At 74.5% G+C, this 16,850-nt stretch carries 15 protein-coding genes; 9 read left to right on the forward strand and 6 right to left on the reverse strand.

The annotated features are described in order from the left end of the window. Positions 1–88: 88 nt before the first annotated feature. Both GA0070621_RS28365 and GA0070621_RS28370 read right to left on the reverse strand, forming a co-directional pair. Positions 89–1,291, reverse strand: coding sequence for an RNA polymerase sigma factor (locus GA0070621_RS28365; RefSeq protein ID WP_091201466.1), 1,203 nt, complete (start codon positions 1,289–1,291; stop codon positions 89–91). Between the two features lie 5 nt (positions 1,292–1,296). After that, entirely contained in the window at positions 1,297–1,629 is a 333-nt protein-coding gene (locus GA0070621_RS28370; protein WP_091201468.1) for a YciI family protein, read from the reverse strand. A 199-nt stretch (positions 1,630–1,828) separates the two neighbouring features. On the opposite strand from GA0070621_RS28370, the gene GA0070621_RS28375 reads away from it, so the two are divergent. From GA0070621_RS28375 to GA0070621_RS28400, 6 genes are all read left to right on the forward strand, one after another. Beyond that, a complete protein-coding gene (locus tag GA0070621_RS28375; RefSeq protein WP_091201470.1) occupies positions 1,829–3,223 on the forward strand; it encodes an MFS transporter in 1,395 nt (464 codons plus the stop codon). 62 nt (positions 3,224–3,285) lie between these two features. Next, entirely contained in the window at positions 3,286–4,374 is a 1,089-nt protein-coding gene (locus GA0070621_RS28380; RefSeq protein ID WP_091201473.1) for a hypothetical protein, read from the forward strand. Between the two features lie 46 nt (positions 4,375–4,420). After that, entirely contained in the window at positions 4,421–5,959 is a 1,539-nt protein-coding gene (locus GA0070621_RS28385; protein ID WP_167667548.1) for a hypothetical protein, read from the forward strand. Positions 5,960–6,130: 171 nt separating this feature from the next. Then, on the forward strand, positions 6,131–8,425 hold the full coding sequence (locus GA0070621_RS28390; protein ID WP_167667549.1) for a putative bifunctional diguanylate cyclase/phosphodiesterase: 2,295 nt from the start codon (positions 6,131–6,133) through the stop codon (positions 8,423–8,425). A gap of 126 nt (positions 8,426–8,551) precedes the next feature. After that, a complete protein-coding gene (locus GA0070621_RS28395; protein ID WP_091201475.1) occupies positions 8,552–9,190 on the forward strand; it encodes a hypothetical protein in 639 nt (212 codons plus the stop codon). A 164-nt stretch (positions 9,191–9,354) separates the two neighbouring features. Next, a complete protein-coding gene (locus GA0070621_RS28400; RefSeq protein ID WP_091201477.1) occupies positions 9,355–10,113 on the forward strand; it encodes a MerR family transcriptional regulator in 759 nt (252 codons plus the stop codon). Here GA0070621_RS28400 and GA0070621_RS28405 read toward each other — a convergent pair. Further along, complete coding sequence (locus GA0070621_RS28405; RefSeq protein ID WP_091201479.1) at positions 10,100–10,594, reverse strand: AAA family ATPase; 495 nt, start codon at positions 10,592–10,594, stop codon at positions 10,100–10,102. The two genes, GA0070621_RS28400 and GA0070621_RS28405, sit on opposite strands and share 14 nt — an antisense overlap. Before the next feature lie 150 nt (positions 10,595–10,744). Between GA0070621_RS28405 and GA0070621_RS28410 the strand changes: the two genes are divergently transcribed. After that, positions 10,745–11,503 carry a hypothetical protein gene (locus GA0070621_RS28410; protein ID WP_157740081.1) on the forward strand — a complete coding sequence of 253 codons (759 nt, stop codon included), beginning with the start codon at positions 10,745–10,747 and terminating at the stop codon, positions 11,501–11,503. Between the two features lie 17 nt (positions 11,504–11,520). Here GA0070621_RS28410 and GA0070621_RS28415 read toward each other — a convergent pair whose 3' ends face one another. Beyond that, entirely contained in the window at positions 11,521–13,062 is a 1,542-nt protein-coding gene (locus GA0070621_RS28415; RefSeq protein WP_091201483.1) for a gluconokinase, read from the reverse strand. A 187-nt stretch (positions 13,063–13,249) separates the two neighbouring features. Between GA0070621_RS28415 and GA0070621_RS28420 the strand changes: the two genes are divergently transcribed. Then, the gene (locus tag GA0070621_RS28420; protein WP_091201484.1) at positions 13,250–14,410 is read left to right on the forward strand and encodes a hypothetical protein; all 1,161 of its coding nucleotides are present in this window, start codon (positions 13,250–13,252) and stop codon (positions 14,408–14,410) included. Positions 14,411–14,414: 4 nt separating this feature from the next. Here GA0070621_RS28420 and GA0070621_RS28425 read toward each other — a convergent pair whose 3' ends face one another. Together GA0070621_RS28425 and GA0070621_RS28430 are read right to left on the reverse strand one after the other, a co-directional pair. Further along, entirely contained in the window at positions 14,415–14,843 is a 429-nt protein-coding gene (locus GA0070621_RS28425; protein ID WP_091201488.1) for a VOC family protein, read from the reverse strand. Between the two features lie 18 nt (positions 14,844–14,861). Then, positions 14,862–15,422: a hypothetical protein gene (locus GA0070621_RS28430; protein ID WP_091201490.1), complete on the reverse strand. Its 561-nt coding sequence runs from the start codon at positions 15,420–15,422 to the stop codon at positions 14,862–14,864. A gap of 187 nt (positions 15,423–15,609) precedes the next feature. On the opposite strand from GA0070621_RS28430, the gene GA0070621_RS28435 reads away from it, so the two are divergent. Further along, positions 15,610–16,800, forward strand: coding sequence for a phosphotransferase family protein (locus GA0070621_RS28435; RefSeq protein WP_091201492.1), 1,191 nt, complete (start codon positions 15,610–15,612; stop codon positions 16,798–16,800). Positions 16,801–16,850 lie beyond the last annotated feature (50 nt).

A 16,850-nucleotide genomic window follows, 5' to 3' on the forward strand; every position in this document is an offset into this window, starting at 1 on the left:
GGCAGACGACCTGCCTGCCCGGGTCCCCGGTGCGGCACTGCTCCCGAACCGGCTGGCCCGGCGGCACGGTTCGGCGCTCTGCCGGGGATCACCGGCTCAGCTCGTCGGCCCGGCGCAGCAGCGCCCGCCGCTCCGGTTCCGAGCCCACCGCCTCGGCGGCGGCCCGGAACAGGGCGACGGAGCGGTCGCGATCGCCGTGCCGGGCGGTCAGCTCGGCCTCCGCGGCCAGCGCCGGCGGGTAGCCGTCCAGCGCGCCGCCGGAGCGGGCCTCGGCGAGCAGCGCCAGCCCGGCCGCCGGACCGTACGCGTAGCCGTGGGCGACCGCCCGGTTGAGCCGGATCACCGGGGTCGGGTGCAGCCGGACCAGGTGGTCGTACCAGCCGGCGATGGCCGGCCAGTCGGTGTCGGCGGCGGTGCGGGCGGTGGCGTGGCCGGCGGCGATGCGGGCCTGGAGGGCGTACGGGCCGTGGCCGGCGTGGCCCAGCAGCGCCACGCCCTCGGCGATGGCGTCCCGGTCCCACCGGGAGCGGTCCTGCTCGTCGAGGGTCAGCAGATTGCCGGCCGGGTCGCGCCGGGCGGCGCGGCGGGAGTGGTGCAGCAGGAACAACGCGAGCAGCCCGGCCGCCTCCGGCTGCTCCGGCATCAGGCCGTGCAGCAGCCGGGCCAACCGGATCGCCTCGGCGGCGAACGCGGGCTCGCCGTCGGCGTCGTACCCCCGGGTGAAGAGCAGGTAGAGCACGGCCAGGACGCCCGGCAGCCGCTCGACCAGCGCGGGCCCGGTCGGCACCCGGTACGGGACGCCGGCCGTGGCGATCCGCGTCTTGGCCCGGGTGATCCGGCGGGTCATGGTCGACTCGCTGACCAGGAAGGCGCGGGCGATGTCGGCGGTGGGCACCCCGGCGATGGTGCGCAGGGTCAGCGCGACCCGGTCCGGCAGGGCCAGCGCCGGATGGCAGCAGGTGAAGATGAGCCGCAACCGGTCGTCCACCACGTCCCCCTCCGGTGGCGCCGGCTCGGGATCGGTGAGCAGCGCCAGGTCGCGCAGTTTGCGGCGTTCCACGCTGGCCCGGCGCAGCGTGTCCACGGCCCGGTTCCGGGCGACCGTCATCAGCCAGCCGCCCGGATTCCCCGGTACGCCGTCGCGGGGCCACCGCTCCAGCGCCGCGGCGAGGGCCTCCTGTGCGCAGTCCTCGGCCAGCGTCCAGTCCCCCGTGACCCGGATCAGGGCGGCCACGATCCGCGGGTACGCCTCGGCACCCGCGTCGGCGACCGCCCCGGTCGCGTCGGTCACCGGCGTCAGTCGAGGTCCACGAGGGGACGCAGCTCGATCCGGCCGGCGTACGCCATCGGGTGGGCGCGGGCCACCTCGACCGCCTCGTCCAGGTCGGCGCACTCCAGCAGGTCGAAGCCCACGATCAGCTCCTTGGTCTCGGCGAACGGGCCGTCGGACAGCAGCAGCTCGCCGTCGCGTACCCGGACCGTGGTGGCCGCCGACGGCTCGGCGAACCGGCTGCCGGTGACGCGCTGGCCGCTGGCGTCCCGCTCGGCCACCCACTTCTCGATGTCCGGCGCGGCGCTCGGGTCCTTGTCCGGCTCGGTGTCGGTGCAGACCAGCATCATGTACTTCATCGGACGCTCCTCGGTGTCGTGTGGTGGTTCCGCCCAGCTGACGAACGAAAGACCCGGATCCGGACACCTGCCTACCAGAATTTTTCGACGGTGACCTCCCGGTCCCGGCCGGGTACGCCGTGTGATCTTCGACAGGGCGCGGATCCCGCCGTCGGCTGCGCGAACTACGCTGGGGCGGCCGTCCGAACGGGGAGAATTCTTGCGTAATCACCCGGCCGTCGTACTGGTGGCCGTCCTGCTGTCCACCCTCGCGTTGCCGGTCTCGCTGACCGGCGCCTCGGTCGCGCTGCCCGACATCGGGCGTGATCTGCACGCCGGGCTGGCCGGCGTCCAGTGGGTGGTGAACGGCTACAACGCCACCTTCGCCAGCTTCATGCTCGCCACCGGCGCGCTGGCCGACCTGTTCGGCCGCCGCCTGGTCTACGCCATCGGGGTGGCGGTCTTCGTGGCCGGCGGGCTGCTCGCCTCGGTCGCCGACAGCATCGTGCTGCTCGACATCGCCCGCGTCCTCGCCGGTGTCGGCGCGGCCGCCGCGGCGACCAGCGCCTCCGCGCTGCTCGCCGGGGCGTTCCACGGCCGGGCCCGGGCCCGCGTCTTCGGCGTCTTCGGTACGACCATCGGCGTCGGTCTCGCCTTCGGCCCGTCGATCGCCGGGCTGCTCATCGAAGGTTTCGGCTGGCGGGCGGTGTTCGCCGTACCGGCGCTGGCCACCGGCGCGGTGCTCGCCCTCGTCCCACTGCTGCCGGAGTCCCGCCAACCGCACCCCGGCCGGGTCGACTGGCCGGGCACCGTCTCGTTCACCGCCGCGCTGCTGCTGCTCATCTTCGGCTTCGTGCAGGGCCCCGACTACGGCTGGACCGCCCCGGTGATCCTCGTCGCGTTCGCCGCCGCGGCGGCCCTGCTGGTGCTCTTCGTGCGGGTGGAACGCCGCCGCGCCGAGCCGATGTTCGACCTGGCCCTGCTGGCGAGCCCCCGGTTCGTCGGCATCTGCCTGGCGGCGGCCACCATCGTGGCGGTCCTGGTGCCGCTGCTGGTCTACCTGCCGTCGTACCTGACCACCGTGGTCGGGCTCAGCCCCGGCGCGGCCGGCGTCACGCTGATCCTGCTCACCGCGCCGACCCTGGTGCTGCCGCTGCTCAGCGGGGCGATGACCCGGCTGGTCCCGGCCACCGCGGTCACCGTCGTGTCGGTGGCCGTGGTCGCCGTCGGCGCGGGCTGGGCCACCGTGGTCGGCCCGCACGCCGACGCCGTGACCCTGGCCGGGCCGCTGCTGACGATCGGCGTCGGGGTGGGACTGTCGATCGGGCTGCTGGACGCCATCGCGATCGGCAGCGTCGCGCCGACCCGGGCGGCCACCGGCGCCGGGATGATCAACACGGCGCGGCTGGCCAGCGAGACGGTGGCCATCGCCGTGGTCGGGGCGGTGCTGGCCAGCACCACCGGCGGCCGGCTGGCCGATCCCGGCTTCACCGGCGGGCTGCGTACGGTGCTGTGGTCGATGGCCGGGATCGCGTCGGCTGCCGCCGTGACCGTCGCCGTGCTGGTCCGCCGCTCCCCGGCCCGCGCCGAACCGGAGCCGGTTCCCGTCGGTTGACCGCAGCGGCGCGGGGTGTGGACCCGGGCCGAATCGGCGGGCACCGCCTATCCTGGCGCATCATGACCGACACCGCGCAGCGCCTGGCCGGGATCCGGGGTGGCGTGCCGCCCCGGCGGCACAACGCCCGCACGATCGCCGCCCTGACCGGCAACCCGGGCTGCACCCGCCGGGCGGTGCTGGACAGCGCCGGGGTGGACAAGCCGAGGCTGGCCGAGCGGATCGGCTTCCCGGCCCGGTTCGGCCAGTCCCGGTTCGCCATCACCCGGGGCAACGCGTTCGAGGCCCAGGTCAAGGCCGACGGCGGGGTGGAGCTGCTGCGGCTGGTCGCGGAGCGGCTGGGCGTACCGGTGCCGGCGGGGGCGAGCTGGACGGACCTGGGCGGCGCGGACGACCTGCCGGACCGGCAGGAGCGGTCCCGAGCGGCGCTGACCGGCGGCGGCGACGGGCCGGCGTTGTTCGACCACCCGCTGCTCGCTCTGGAGGTGGCCGGCCGGCGGGTGCACCTGGAACCGGATCTGGTCGCCGCCCGGCTCGGCGGTCGGTTCCACGTGGTGGAGGTCAAGTCGTTCCCGGTGATCGACGGGCAGGCCGACCCGGCGAAGGTCGCCGCCGCCGCCATCCAGTCCGCCGTCTACGTGCTGGCGCTGCGCGAGCTGCTCGCCGCCGAGGGGCACGACCCGGACCTGGTGTCGCACGAGGTGGTGCTGGTCTGCCCGCGCGACTTCGCCAACCAGCCGGTGGCCAGCCTGCTCGACGTGCGCAAACAGTTGCTGGTGCTGCGCCGCCAACTCGACCGGATGGACCGGATCGACGACCTGCTCGCCGACGTGCCGGCCGGTTTCACCGCCGACCTGACCGCCGACCCGGCGACCCTGACCGCCGCGCTGTCCACCGTGCCGGCCCGCTACGCGCCGGAGTGCCTGGCCGCCTGCGAGCTGGCGTACTTCTGCCGGCACGAGGCACGCGACCACACCACCGCGCTGGGCCGGCCGGTGCTGGAGGCGCTGGGCGGCATCGCCGAGATCGGGGAGGTGCTGGCGCTGGCCGACGGCCTCCGCGCCCCCGATCCGGAGCAGGCGGAGGCCGCCGCGCTGCTGCGCGCCGCCGCCCGGCTGCGCGCCGACGCCCTCGCCGGCAACCCCGCATGAGTACGCTCCGCCGGCCCGGCCGGCCCGTCCCGCCCCGGAGGTCCCGGTGAGCACGCTGCGTGCCCTGGCCAAGGCGCGGGCGGTCGCCGCCGGGGTGGCCCAGCCGGTGGCCACCGTACGGCACCTGCATCTGTCGGACCGGCCGTTGGTGCTGGTGCCCCTGGCGATGGCGGGCGAGGCGAACGCCCCGCTCGCCGCCCTGGTCGGCGCCGCACCCGAGGAGGGGCGGCTGCTGGTCGTGCCGCAGCCCCGCAACCGCGACCAGCGGTTCGCGTTCGCCGCCGAGCTGGCCGCGATCGTGCTGCCCCACCTGGACTCGTTCCGTGGGGTCAGCGAGGCGGTGCCGGTCGACCGGGGTCGGGACGTGCGGTACCGGTACGTCGACGCGCCGCAGCTGCTGGTGCCGAACCCGGCCGGGGTCACCTTCCTGCGGCTGTTCGGCCGGTCCACCCGGTTCCGCCGCCCGGACGGCGACTATCCGGTGCACCCGTCGGTGCCGCTGCTCGGCCGCTGGCTGACCTTCTTCGCCGAGCGCGCCGAGCATCCGGGCTCGGCGGCGCTGGTGGCGATGACCGAGGCGCTGACCCTGCACTGGGCGACCGGGCAGAGCGCGGTGGAGGACCTGCACCTGCCGGCGCTGCTCGGCTGGATCGACCCACCGGCCGGGTCGACCGGCGCCGAGGCGGCCGCCCGGGCCGAGGACCCGTCGATCTGCCCGCCCGCCGGACCGGCCACCGACCCGGACTTCGACAACCGCCGCCTCGCCGCGGCGATGGCCGCGTACGCCGGGACCGAGGACGACCCGGTCGCCCGCGCGGGCGCGTACGCGGAGCTGGCGCGGCTGCTGCGCGACCAGCTCGCGCCCACCTGGGAGCTGATGTGGCGCGGCGTGGGGCTGCTGCGCGCGCTGCCGCCCGGGGCCCGGGTGGCCGGCCGGTGGGACGGCGACAAGGACGCCTTCACCGGGTACGCCGAGCACCTCGACGCCGGGGGCGGGCCGCAGCCACGCCGCGACGGGGCGGTGGCCGCGGCGGTCCGGCTGCACCGGCTGGAGCGGGCCCTCGCCTCGTACGCGGTGCAGCGCGCCTACGACGACCCGCTCGTGATGGCCGAGCACCGGCTGACCGGGGAGGCGTTCGTCGGCGACGTGACCCTGGCAGACCCGAAGCGGGTGGACGACTCGGGTAAACGGCCCGTGCTGCGCCCGCGGATCCAGGTGGTCACCACCGAGCCGGTGGCGGTGCCGGTCGGCGCGACGCTGTACTCGCCGGCCCGCCCGGCCCAGAAGGCGAAGGTGGTCTTCCTGACCTCGGGCGCGGACGGCAAGACCGAGGTAGTGCTGGAGCTCTCCGGCGGGATGGGACGCGGGCTGACCGCGCCGCCTGGCACCGTGCCGGAGGTGGGCGAGCGGCTCTGCCTCACCACCCTGTCGGACGCGTACCTGCCGGCCGGGAACTTCCCCGCCGCCGAGGAAACCCCGTGGACCCACGGCGGCCCGCCGGCCACCGCGTCCGAGGCGCCCGCCGCCCCGGACGGCGACCCGGCGGGAGGCGGTGCCGGCGACCCGGCCGAGGAGTGGTCCTGACCACGGCGCTGTCACGGCGCACGCGGGCGGCCCGACCGGCGGGCCACGGCGCCGCACGACGATCGGCTCTGGCGGCGGTACCAGGCGGTAGTTAGGCTTGCGCCGTTCGTCGTCCGCAACCGGTCCTCATCGTCGAGGTGCGCGTCTGGGAGAGAGCCGGAGCAGATCGTTGTGCCTCAGCAGGACGTGAGCCGCGCCGTGACGGCGGCGGCCCGTCGCCCGCTCTCCGGCCGCGTCGGGCTCGTCGCGGCCGCGCTCGTCGTACTCGTGGAAGCGACCTGGCTGGTCGCCGGCCTGCCGGGCGCGGCCCTGGTCAGCGACCTCGGCGCGGTAACGCTGTCGAGTTGGGCGGCGCTGGTCTGCGCCCGGGTGGCCCGGCGGCATCCGCTGCCGCTGCGGCGGTTCTGGGCGCTGCTGACCGTGACCATGGCGCTCGCCGCGATCGGCCGGATCGTGTGGACCGTCGAGCGCCTGGGCAGGCACGAGCTGCCGCACACGCCGCTGGTCGGCGTGCTGTTCACCGCCGGGATCGTCACCGGCACGGCGGCGCTGCTCTGCTCGCTGGCCGCCCCGCGCAACCTGGTCGGGCAGGCCCGGACCCTGCTCGACGGGGTGATCGTCGGGCTGGCCCTGATCCCGATCGGCTGGGTGGTGGTGTTCCGCGACATCGCCTCGGCCGACCTGGCCGACCCGCTGCGCACCTTCGGGCTGCTCTATCCGATGTTCGACCTGATGCAGCTCACCATCCTGGTGGCGGTGGCCGGGCCGTCGCGTCCGATGTGGCGGGCGCTCACCCTGATCGGGGTCAGCCTCGGCATCCGGGCCACCGCCGACGCGGTCTACGTCTCACTCGTGGCGCACCACACCTACGCCCCCGGCCATCCGATCGACGTCTGGTGGCCGCTGAGCTACCTGCTGATCGGCGCCGCCGCCGGATATCCGCCGCCGGCCGGCTGGGACGACGGTGAGGAGAGCAGCGAGTCGCCGCTGCCGCCGTGGTGGCGGGTCGCCCTGCCGTACCTGCCGGTGGGCGGGGCGATCGTCGCCGTGGTGCTGTCCCGGCGGCCCACCGGGCAGACCCCCCATTTGATCTTCGTCGGCATGATGGCGCTGCTCGGGGTGCTGGCGCTGCGGCAGGGCCTGGCCGCCAACGAGAACCTGCGGCTGGTCGCCCGGCTGCGCCGGCTGGCGTACTCCGACCAGCTCACCGGCCTGGCCAACCGGCTCACGTTCAACCGGCGGCTGCGGCGGGCGTTGCACGACGGCGGGCCGGTCGCCGTGCTGCTGCTCGACCTGGACGGCTTCAAGCAGGTCAACGACCGCTTCGGGCACGCCGCCGGGGACCGGCTGCTGACCACCATCGCGGAACGGATGCGGGACGCCGTCGACGGCGACGGGATGATCGCCCGGCTCGGCGGTGACGAGTTCGCGGTGCTGGTCAGCGGCGACCGGCCGGTGGTGCCGGAGCGGCTCGCCGAGCGGCTGCTCGCCGCCCTCGAACCGTTGCCCGGCGAGGAGGACCTCGGCGTGCACCCGTCGGCGAGCATCGGCATAGCCGAGTACGGCCCGCAGCACACCTCCTACACCGACCTGCTCCGCGACGCCGACATCGCCATGTACGCGGCGAAGGCGGCCGGCAAGTCGGCGTACCGGACCTGCACGCCGGGGCTGCGCGAGTCGGCGGTGAGCCGGGCCGAGCTGATCGCCGAGCTGCGCCGTGCGGTCGACGAGGGCCAGCTGCTGATGGAGTTCCAGCCGATCGTGGACCTGGCCACCGGCACGGTACGCAGCGCCGAGGCGCTGGTGCGCTGGCGGCATCCCCGGCTCGGGGTGCTTGCCCCGGCGCGGTTCCTGCCGCTGGCCGAGGAGACCGGGCTGATCCTGGCCATCGACCGGTGGGTGATCCACCAGGCGTGCCGGGCCGCGGCGACCTGGCGGGCGTACGCGCCCGAGGTGACCGTCGCGGTCAACATCGCCGCCGCCCACGTGCGCCGCCCCGACCTGATCGCCACGGTCACCGAGGCGACCGCCGCGGCCGGTCTGGCACCCCGCGCGCTCACCCTCGAACTGACCGAGTCGGCGCTGATCGACGGCAGCGAGGCGGTGCTGGAGCGGCTGCACCAGCTACGCGAGCTGGGCGTACGGATCGCCATCGACGACTTCGGCACCGGCTACTCGTCGCTGAGCTACCTGCACCGCATCCCGGCCACCGAGCTGAAGATCGACCGGTCCTTCGTGTCCCGGTTGGACGCCGGCGACCCGCGGGCGTACGCCACGGTGGAGATGGTCAACCGGCTGGCCGGCGCGTTCGACCTGGCGGTGGTGGCCGAGGGGGTGGAGACCGGGACCCAGCACGCGGCGGTCGCCGCGATCGGCTGCCTGCACGGCCAGGGCTGGCGGTACGGCCGCCCGGCCGGCCTGTCCGAGCTGCTGACCACGCTGACCCCGATCGATGTACCCCGCTGACCGGCCCGGCCGACGGGGGTCGAAAGTCCCGGGCGGGACAGGGGGTTCGGCCCTGATCTAGGGTGGCGGGAGCAGCGACGATTTAACTGTCACCGAGTAGAGATCACCTTCCACCCAGGAGCAGTCATGAAGCGTCGGACCTTGGATCTGCTGTTCAGCATCGGCGGGTTGGGCCTCGCGGTCCTGCTGCTTGTCGTGGGCATTGTGCTGACCACGAACGCCAACTTCGCCAACAGCTACGTGCACGACCAGCTCGCTGAGCAGCACATCACCTTCAAGCCGGCCGACCAGCTGAGCGACGAGGAGAAGAAGTCGGACTGCCTGCGCGAGTACGCCGGCAAGGCGATGACCACCGGCAAGCAGGCCGAGTGCTACGCCAACGACTTCATCGGGCTGCACCTGAAGGCGATCAGCGGCGGCAAGACGTACGCCGAGCTGGGTACGCCGGAGTCGGCGCTGAAGGCGCAGGTCGCCGAGGCCGAGAAGAACAACGCGGCGAACCTGGACGACCTGAAGCAGCAGCTCGCCCAGGCCAGCGCCCAGCGGGAGACCGTGTTCAAGGGCGAGTCGCTGCGCGGCATGCTGCTGACCTCGTACGGCTTCAGCGAGTTCGGTCGCAAGGCCGAGCAGGGCGCGCTGGCCATGTACCTCGGCGCGGCGCTGCTCCTGCTGCTGTCGATCGCCGGTCTGATCCACGCCTTCCGCACCCCGGCCAGCGAGGCGTTCGCCGCCCCGGAGAAGAAGCGGGAGCCGATCGACGCCTGACCCGCTCCGCGCCGGGCCCGACCGCCCCCGGTCTCCGCCGCCCCCCGAGGCGGAGACCGGGGGCGGTCACCTTTTCCGGCACACGATCGCCGGGCTGGTCGCAGAATCGGGCTTGACCCTCACGCCGCGGGAGGCGGGAGCCTTGGTCGCGGAAGGGAGGGAACATGGCGTACACGGTGGGTCAGGTGGCGCGGGCGGCCCGGGTGACGGTCCGAACGCTGCACCACTACGACGAGATCGGGCTGCTGTCGCCCAGCGGGCGTACCCCGGCCGGCTACCGCCGCTACTGCGACGCGGACCTGGAGCGGTTGCAGCTCGTCCGCGCCTACCGTGAGCTGGGGTTCCCGCTGGAGGAGATCGCCACGATCCTGGACGACCCGCAGGCGGACCCGGTGGCGCACCTGCGCCGGCAGCATGAGCTGCTCACCGGCCGGATCGGCAAGCTGCAGGAGATGGTCGCGGCGATCGAACTCGCGATGGAGGCGAGACGGATGAACATCGGGCTCACGCCGCAGGAGCGGTTCGAGGTGTTCGGGGACTTCGACCCGGAGGCGCACGCCGAGGAGGCGGAGCGGCGATGGGGCGGCACGGAGGCGTACCGGCAGTCGGCCGAGCGGGTCGGCCGCTACGGCAAGGAGGACTGGCAGCGCAACCGGGCGGAGAACGAGGACTGGGGTCGGCGGCTCGCCGAGCTGATGGCCTCGGGCGTCCCGGCGGACAGCCCGGAGGCGATGTCGCTGGCCGAGGAGCACCGGCGGCTGATCAGCCGGTGGTTCTACGACTGCTCGTACGAGATCCACACCGGGCTGGCGGACATGTACGTCGCCGATCCGCGCTTCACGGCGTACTACGAGCGGATCCGGCCGGGGATGGCCGCGTACCTGAACGAGGCGATCCACGCGAACGCGATCAACCGGGCCTGACCCGGTCGGAATGCCGTCCGGTGAGGGCTTCGAGTCGCTGGACGACGGTCTCGATGGGTGCCGAGGTGTCGATCTCGACGGTGGCGGTGGCCCGCAGCCGGGGTTCGACGGTGGCGAGGTGCCGCAGGATGGCGGCACGCTCGTCGGGCCGTTTGCCGTACGGGTTGTTCGTCCGGCTGGCGATGCGGGCCAGCAGCACGTCGGCGGGGGCGCTGAGCAGGACGACGTGGTCGAACTGCGGATAGAAGCGGCCCTGGTTGCTCTTGCAGCCGGCCACGAACAGGCTGCCGCCGTCGTGGCCGGCCAGCAGGTCGGCGATGGCCTGCTCGCGCCAGATCCAGTCCGGGGATCCGTCGGGCAGCCGCACCCAGTGGCTCCACCGGTCGGTGTCGGTGTCGACGGTGCGATGCCCGCGTGCGGCGAGGATCTGCAGCGCGGTCGATTTGCCGGTGCCCGACATCCCGGTGACCAGGACCTTCATGCCGTGAGCCTAGGGGGTGGTCGTGCGACATCTGGGGTTCGACGCCTTCGAGCTGAGTCGTCGGTGATATCGCTGGCCGGTCCCTGCTCGGCCGGGACGTGCCTGCGGGTCGGGTGGCGCCGTTTCGGCGACAGCCACTACCGTCGAGCGATGGATGATGCGGTGCGGGCGCCGGTGTCCGTGGGTCGGCCCGGTACGGGTCGGCCGGACCTGGGACTGTTAGGCGCCACGGTGGCGCTGCTGACCCTCGGCCTGGCGGCGGTCGCGTTCCTGCTGCTGATTCCGGGTTTCGTGCTGAGCTGGTTCGGCTATCCGTACGCCGACGCGGGCCGGCTCGCCGGCCTGCACGGGCTGCCGCTGCTGGCGCTGTGTCCGGCGTTGGTCGCGCTCGGACTGGTGGCCGGGCAGCGGATGGGCCGGGAGCGTCCGGGGACCGGGTCGGCCGGGTGGGTCCGGCCCGCCCTGGCGGTGCTCGCCGGGGTGCTGGCCATCGAGCTGATCGGCGCGTACGGCGAGGGGGCCGCGGCGGTGGCCGCGATCGTCGTGTGGGCGGTCGGCCTGGCCCCGATCGCCGCCGTGGTGACCCGGGTCGGTGCCCGCTCACCCGGGCCGTTGCCGTGGGTGGGCGTCACGCTGGCCGCGCTGGTCGTCGTCGATCTCGCGGTGACGGTCGGCCTCTGGCTCGCCGTCGGCCCGGCCGAGGCGCCCCGGACGTACGCCATGGCCTGGTTCCCGACCGTTCTCCTGGATCCGGCGCTCCGCCTGCCGTTGGGAACGGCAGAGGACGGCGCGGTCCGGTCCGCGCTGGTGGACGCCGCCGAGTTCCTGCCCCACGCCCTGCTGACCGCCGCCGCGTTCGGCCTCGCCTACCTGCGTGCCGGCGCCCGCCCCGCCATCTCGTCGCGCTGAGCACGCCCTCCGGCCGATCACGGGACGGGGGCGGTGGGTGGGGGCTCCGGCGGCCGGCTCGGCGTCAGCCGGCGCAGCGACGTGTACGTCGGCACGAGCGCGTCGTACAGCTCGGCGAAGAGCGGCAGCAGGGCGGCGTACGTGGCGGCGGAGGCGGGGTCGGGGCGTACCGTGTCGTCGATCCTGACCAGGTCGGCGGCGACCTCGATCGACGGGATCAGGCCGATGGCCTCCATGCCGAGCAGCGCGGCGCCGAAGCCGGATCCCTGGTGGCCGGCGGGGAACCGGACCGGCATGCCGAGCACGTCGGCGAGGATCTGCCGCCACAGCGGGCTGCGGGCGAAGCCGCCGCTGGCACGGACCTCGCGTACCTCGTTGCCGGTGGCCCGTACCGAGGCGAGGACCAGGGCGAGTTGCTGGCAGACGCCCTCCAGCGCGGCCCGGACCAGGTGTTCGCGCCGGTGGCCGTGGCTGAGCCCGACGTACGCGCCGCGGGGCACCGCGCTCCAGTGCGGCGCCCGTTCGCTGAGCAGGTACGGCAGCATGATCAGTCCGGCGGAGCCGGCGGGCGCCCGGGCGGCGAGGTCGAGCAGGTGCTCCTCGGCGTGCTCGCCGAGTTCGGGGGCGAGCGCCTCGCCGGCCCACTCCAGGACGATGCCGCCGTTGTTGATCGCGCCGCCGACGACCCAGCGGTGCTCGGTGAGGGCGTAGCAGAAGACGCCGCCGAGCGGGTCGACGCCGGGTCTTTCCACCATCACCCGCATCGCCCCGCTGGTGCCGATGGAGCAGGCGACCTCGCCGGGGTGCACCGCGCCGAGGCCGAGGTTGGCCAGCGGTCCGTCGCCGGCGCCGAGCACGATCGGGGTGCTGGCGGGCAGGCCGGTGGCCCGGGCCGCGTCGGCGGTCAGCCCGGGCAGTACGTGGGTGGTGGGCACGAGCCGGGGCAGGTGTTCCTCGGTGATCCCGGCGATGTTGAGGGCCTCGGCGTCCCAGGCCAGTCGGTGGATGTCCAGCAGGCCGGTGGCGGAGGCGAGCGAGTGGTCGGTGACCAGGGCCCCGGTGAGCCGCAGCAGCACGTAGTCCTTGATGCCCACCCAGTGGGCGGCCCGTTCGTGCAGCCGCGGCTGCTGCTCGGCGAACCAGACGAGTTTCGGCAGGGGCGCCATGGGGTGCAGGGGGGTGCCGGTGCGCTGGTGCAGGGCCAGCCCCGACGGTAGGGCGCGCAGCCGTTCGGCCTGGGCGCTGGCTCGGGAGTCGGCCCAGGTGATCGAGGGGGTGAGCGGGGTGCCGTCGGCGTCGAGCCCGATGAGGCTGTGCAGGGCGCTGCTGAACGACAGCCCGGCGACCGGGCAGGTCAGTTCGTCGACCACCGCGCGGACCGAGGCCACCACCGCGTCGAAGATCAGTCGGGGGTTCTGTTCGGCGTATCCGGGGTGCGGTTCGTCGAGGGGGTAACTGATCGAGTGGGTGGCGAGCTGCCGTCCGCCGGTGTCGAACGCGACGGCTTTGGTGCTGGTGGTGCCGATGTCCACGCCCACCACGACGGCCGGTCCGCCCACCGGTGCACCTCCTCGGAGCCGTCGGATCACGCTACGTGCCCGGCGGTACCGACGCCGGGTGGTTCGACCTAACGCGTTGGTCAATCACCCGATCGGTCAGATTGGCTGCTTTCGCGTGTCTTGCCGGCCCTCTCCGGCAGTTGACACCAATGACACCCAGTGGGCTCTGCGAGGCAGAGGAGTCGGCATGGCGATGACTGATTCGACGGGTTCCACCTGGCGGTACCTGTGGGCTCACCGGCAGAACGACCGGCGGCAGCGGGCCTTCCGTACGGCCGACGAGGCGTGGCATCGCCGCGACGACGAGCTGCGCCGGCTGCGTACCCTCGCCGTGTCCTTCCACGGCTCGGCCGAGGCCGGCGCGGGCCTGCCGATGGAACTCGGCCCCGGGGAAGTGGTCTTCTGGACGTTGCCGGCCGCGCAACTGGTCGAGGTACGACACACCGCCGTACTGCCGGCCCCCGAGCTGGCCGTCGAGGTCGACCCGCCGGTGCTGCGCCCGCGCCGCCCCGAGGGGGTCCGGGCCGTCGACGCCGGGCTGGCCGTGCTCACCAACCGGCGGCTGGTGCTGCTCGGCGGGCGGGGCCGGCGCGACTGGGCGTACGGGAGGATGACCGGACTGTCCCACGACCCGGCGGCGCCGGTGACACTGGTCCAGGTCCTCGACCGGCGGCGTACCTCCGGGCTGCTGCTGCCGACCGGCGCGGCGGCCGACTTCCGATTCAAGCTGACCCTGGCCTTCGCCGACGCGATCGAACAGCGGGCGGCGGTCGTCGCTCAGCTCGACGAGCTGATCGAGGAACACGCCGCCGCCCGGCCGGTCCGGCCGGCCATCCACACCCCGGCCCAGGCCCGGATCTCCGCGCGGGTCCCGGGTGGCCGGCGTACCGTCGCGGTCGCCGCGGCCCTCGCGCTGATCGTGCCGGCGATCCTCCTCGAATCCGAACCGCCGGTGCGGCCCGGCACCGAGCGGGCCTCCGCCGCCACCCCGGCGGCCACCGCCACGCCCCAGCCCCCGCCGCTGGCCCCCGTGGTGCGGGCCGCCGCGACCCCGCCGCCGAAACCCCGCCGCACCCGCGCCACCCCCACGACCGGGCCGGCGCGGGTGCCGCCGGTCGCCGAGCGGCGCTGCGGTGCCCCGGTCAACCCCTTCGGGTACGACTTCTGCGGCGGCCAGCGGATCCACCGGCCGGCCCGGGCAGTCTGCGACTGGTTCGACTGCGTCAACGGGTTCTGGTCCGGTAAGGGCTGGCTGGTGCAGTGCCGGGACGGGACGGTCAGCCTCACCGGCGGGCAGCGCGACGCGTGCACCGACCACCAGGGCTTCCGCCGTACGGTCTGGACCTGACGGGTCAGCCGAGGTCGGGCAGGGTCAGCGAGCCGTCCGGGCCGAGCGGGAAGCCCGGGTTCCAGGCGATCTCCCACAGGTGACCGTCCGGGTCGGTGAAGTAGCCCGCGTACCCGCCGTAGAAGGTCTCCCGGGCCGGGCGGGTGATCGCCGCGCCGGCCTCGGCCGCCACCCGCAGCAACTCGTCGACCTCCTCGCGGGTCCGCACGTTCTGCGCCAGGCTGAGCCCGCCGAAGCCGTCCGTACCCCGGTCGGTCAGGCCGGCGTCGTCGGCGAGCTTGTCCCGCCCCCACAGCACCACGGCCAGGCCCCCGGCCTGGAAGAAGACGGTTTCCTCGACCTCCTGGCCGCGCCAGCCCAGGCGCTCGTAGAAGGTGCGGGCCCGGGCCAGGTCCGCCACGCCGAGAGTGATCAGGCTGACGCGCTGCTCCATGGTCGGACCGTACCCCGGTCAGTGCCGGCCGAGGGGGACGAGGCCGGCGAGGACCAGGGCGGCGCCGATGGGCAGCAGGTCCAGATTCACCGCGATCGACCCGAAGCCGACCAGCACCAGAATTGGCGCCCACGCCGGCAACAGCCGCGCGACGGCCGTGCGGACCAGCAGCGTGAGCACGCCCAGCTCGAACAGCGCCGGCCCGCCCAGCAGCACCAGGTCCGGCGTGGCCACCGCGTCGGCGAAGCGCGGGAACAGGTCGCCGAGGATCACCCACACGAAGGCGGTCGCGCCGACCAGGCCGGCCACCGCCGCCACGTCGTCGAGCACCCCCAGCCGGGGCGAGGTGGCACGCAGCAGGCTGTGCAGGCCCACGATCACCGCCCCGAACGCGACGATGCCGAACAGGAACAGGGTGTGTCCGACCATCCAGGGCCACGCCGACCTGTCGCGGGGCCCGTCCAGGCCGCCGATCAGGCGCAGCACGCCGTAGCCGAGCAGCAGCAGCGCCGCCGTCACGGCCACCGGCCGCAACCAGGCGTACGGGGACGCGGTCACCCGGGAATCGGTAGTCGTCATTGCCTCAGCCTGCCAGTGGGGCGAGGCCGGAACATCGGGGACGAACCCGTAGCGGCCCCGGAGGCGTGCGCCTGAGCCGGCTCGGGGACCGCCGGTCACGCGCGGCTCGCCCCGATCCCGTTCGTGGCCGGCAACCCCCGTCGATAACCGCTAGCCGTACGGCGGCGGCGCGGTTAGCGTCTCGGCCGTGTCCCGCACCGTGACCCTCGTCCTGGTCGACGACGCCGGCGTGTCGCTCGGCGCCCTGCCCCCGTACGAGGTGCCCGAGCCGTGGTGGCAGCAGGTCGCCGCGATCGTCGACGAGGCCCGCCACCGTCATGGCGTCGAGGTGGCCGTGCTGCGGCTGCTCACCGCCGACCGGCCGGAGCCGCCCGGCGGCCACCTCACCTACCTCGGGCAGGTCGCCACGCCCCCGGCCGTACCCCTGGAACCGGTGTCGGTGGACCTGTCGCCGCACCCGTTGCGTGCCCCCTGGGCGCAGCCCGGCGGACCGGCCCGCAGCCTCGCCTGGGCCGCCGGCGAGCTGCACCGCCTCGGCCGGCCGGTGGCCGGCGTCGCCCAGCAGCGCACCTGGAACCTGTCGGCGATCTGGCGGCTCGACGGCCCGCACGGCGGCGCCTGGCTCAAACAGGTACCCGCGTTCTTCCGGCACGAGTCCGCCGTGCTGCGCTGGCTCGCCTCCGCCGCGCCCGGCACCGGGCCGGCCCTGCTCGCCGCCGACGACACCGGCCGGATCCTGCTCGACCACATCCCCGGCGAGGACCGCTACGCCGCCGACCACACCGAACGCGCCGCCATCGCCGCCGACCACCACACCCTGCAACTGTGCGCCGCCGACCACGCCGAGCGGCTGGTCACGGCCGGCGTACCCGACCTGCGCGGGCCGGCCCTCGCCGGGTGGGTCCGCGACCGGCTAGCCCCGCACGACCGGTCCGCCGTCGCCGATCTGCTCGCCGGCCTCGACGACCGGCTCGACCGGGTACGCGACTGCGGTCTGCCCGACACCCTCGTCCACGGTGACCTGCACCCCGGCAACGTGCGCGGCGACGGCCGGCGGCGGGTGGTCATCGACTGGGGTGACGCGTTCGTCGGGCACCCCGCCTTCGACATCCTGCGGCTCACCGAGACCCTCGATCCGGCCGCTGCCGCGCCGCTGCTCGACGCGTGGGCCGCCCGGTGGCGGGCCGACGTGCCCGGCAGCGACCCGGAACGTGCCGTCGACCTGCTCCGCCCGGTCGCGCCGCTGCGGCTGGCCGCCGTGTACGCGATGTTCCTCGCCAACATCGAACCAAGCGAACACCCGTACCACGCGAACGACGTGCCCGCCTGCCTCGGCCGGGCCGCCGCCGAAGCGGAGCGGATGATCCTGCCGGGCTGACCCCACTTGTATCAACTCCTTGACACAATCATGGCGTTGCGGTCATGCTC

The sequence above is a fragment of the Micromonospora narathiwatensis genome (assembly GCF_900089605.1).
Lineage (GTDB): Bacteria > Actinomycetota > Actinomycetes > Mycobacteriales > Micromonosporaceae > Micromonospora > Micromonospora narathiwatensis.

Bases quoted from the DNA above. Each gene is read 5' to 3' on its own strand.
- GA0070621_RS28370 (WP_091201468.1), bottom strand. From the start codon at position 1,629: ATGAAGTACATGATGCTGGTCTGCACCGACACCGAGCCGGACAAGGAC.
- GA0070621_RS28380 (WP_091201473.1), top strand. From the start codon at position 3,286: ATGACCGACACCGCGCAGCGCCTGGCCGGGATCCGGGGTGGCGTGCCG.
- GA0070621_RS28395 (WP_091201475.1), top strand. From the start codon at position 8,552: ATGAAGCGTCGGACCTTGGATCTGCTGTTCAGCATCGGCGGGTTGGGC.
- GA0070621_RS28400 (WP_091201477.1), top strand. From the start codon at position 9,355: ATGGCGTACACGGTGGGTCAGGTGGCGCGGGCGGCCCGGGTGACGGTC.
- GA0070621_RS28405 (WP_091201479.1), bottom strand. From the start codon at position 10,594: ATGAAGGTCCTGGTCACCGGGATGTCGGGCACCGGCAAATCGACCGCG.
- GA0070621_RS28410 (WP_157740081.1), top strand. From the start codon at position 10,745: ATGGATGATGCGGTGCGGGCGCCGGTGTCCGTGGGTCGGCCCGGTACG.
- GA0070621_RS28420 (WP_091201484.1), top strand. From the start codon at position 13,250: ATGGCGATGACTGATTCGACGGGTTCCACCTGGCGGTACCTGTGGGCT.
- GA0070621_RS28425 (WP_091201488.1), bottom strand. From the start codon at position 14,843: ATGGAGCAGCGCGTCAGCCTGATCACTCTCGGCGTGGCGGACCTGGCC.
- GA0070621_RS28430 (WP_091201490.1), bottom strand. From the start codon at position 15,422: ATGACGACTACCGATTCCCGGGTGACCGCGTCCCCGTACGCCTGGTTG.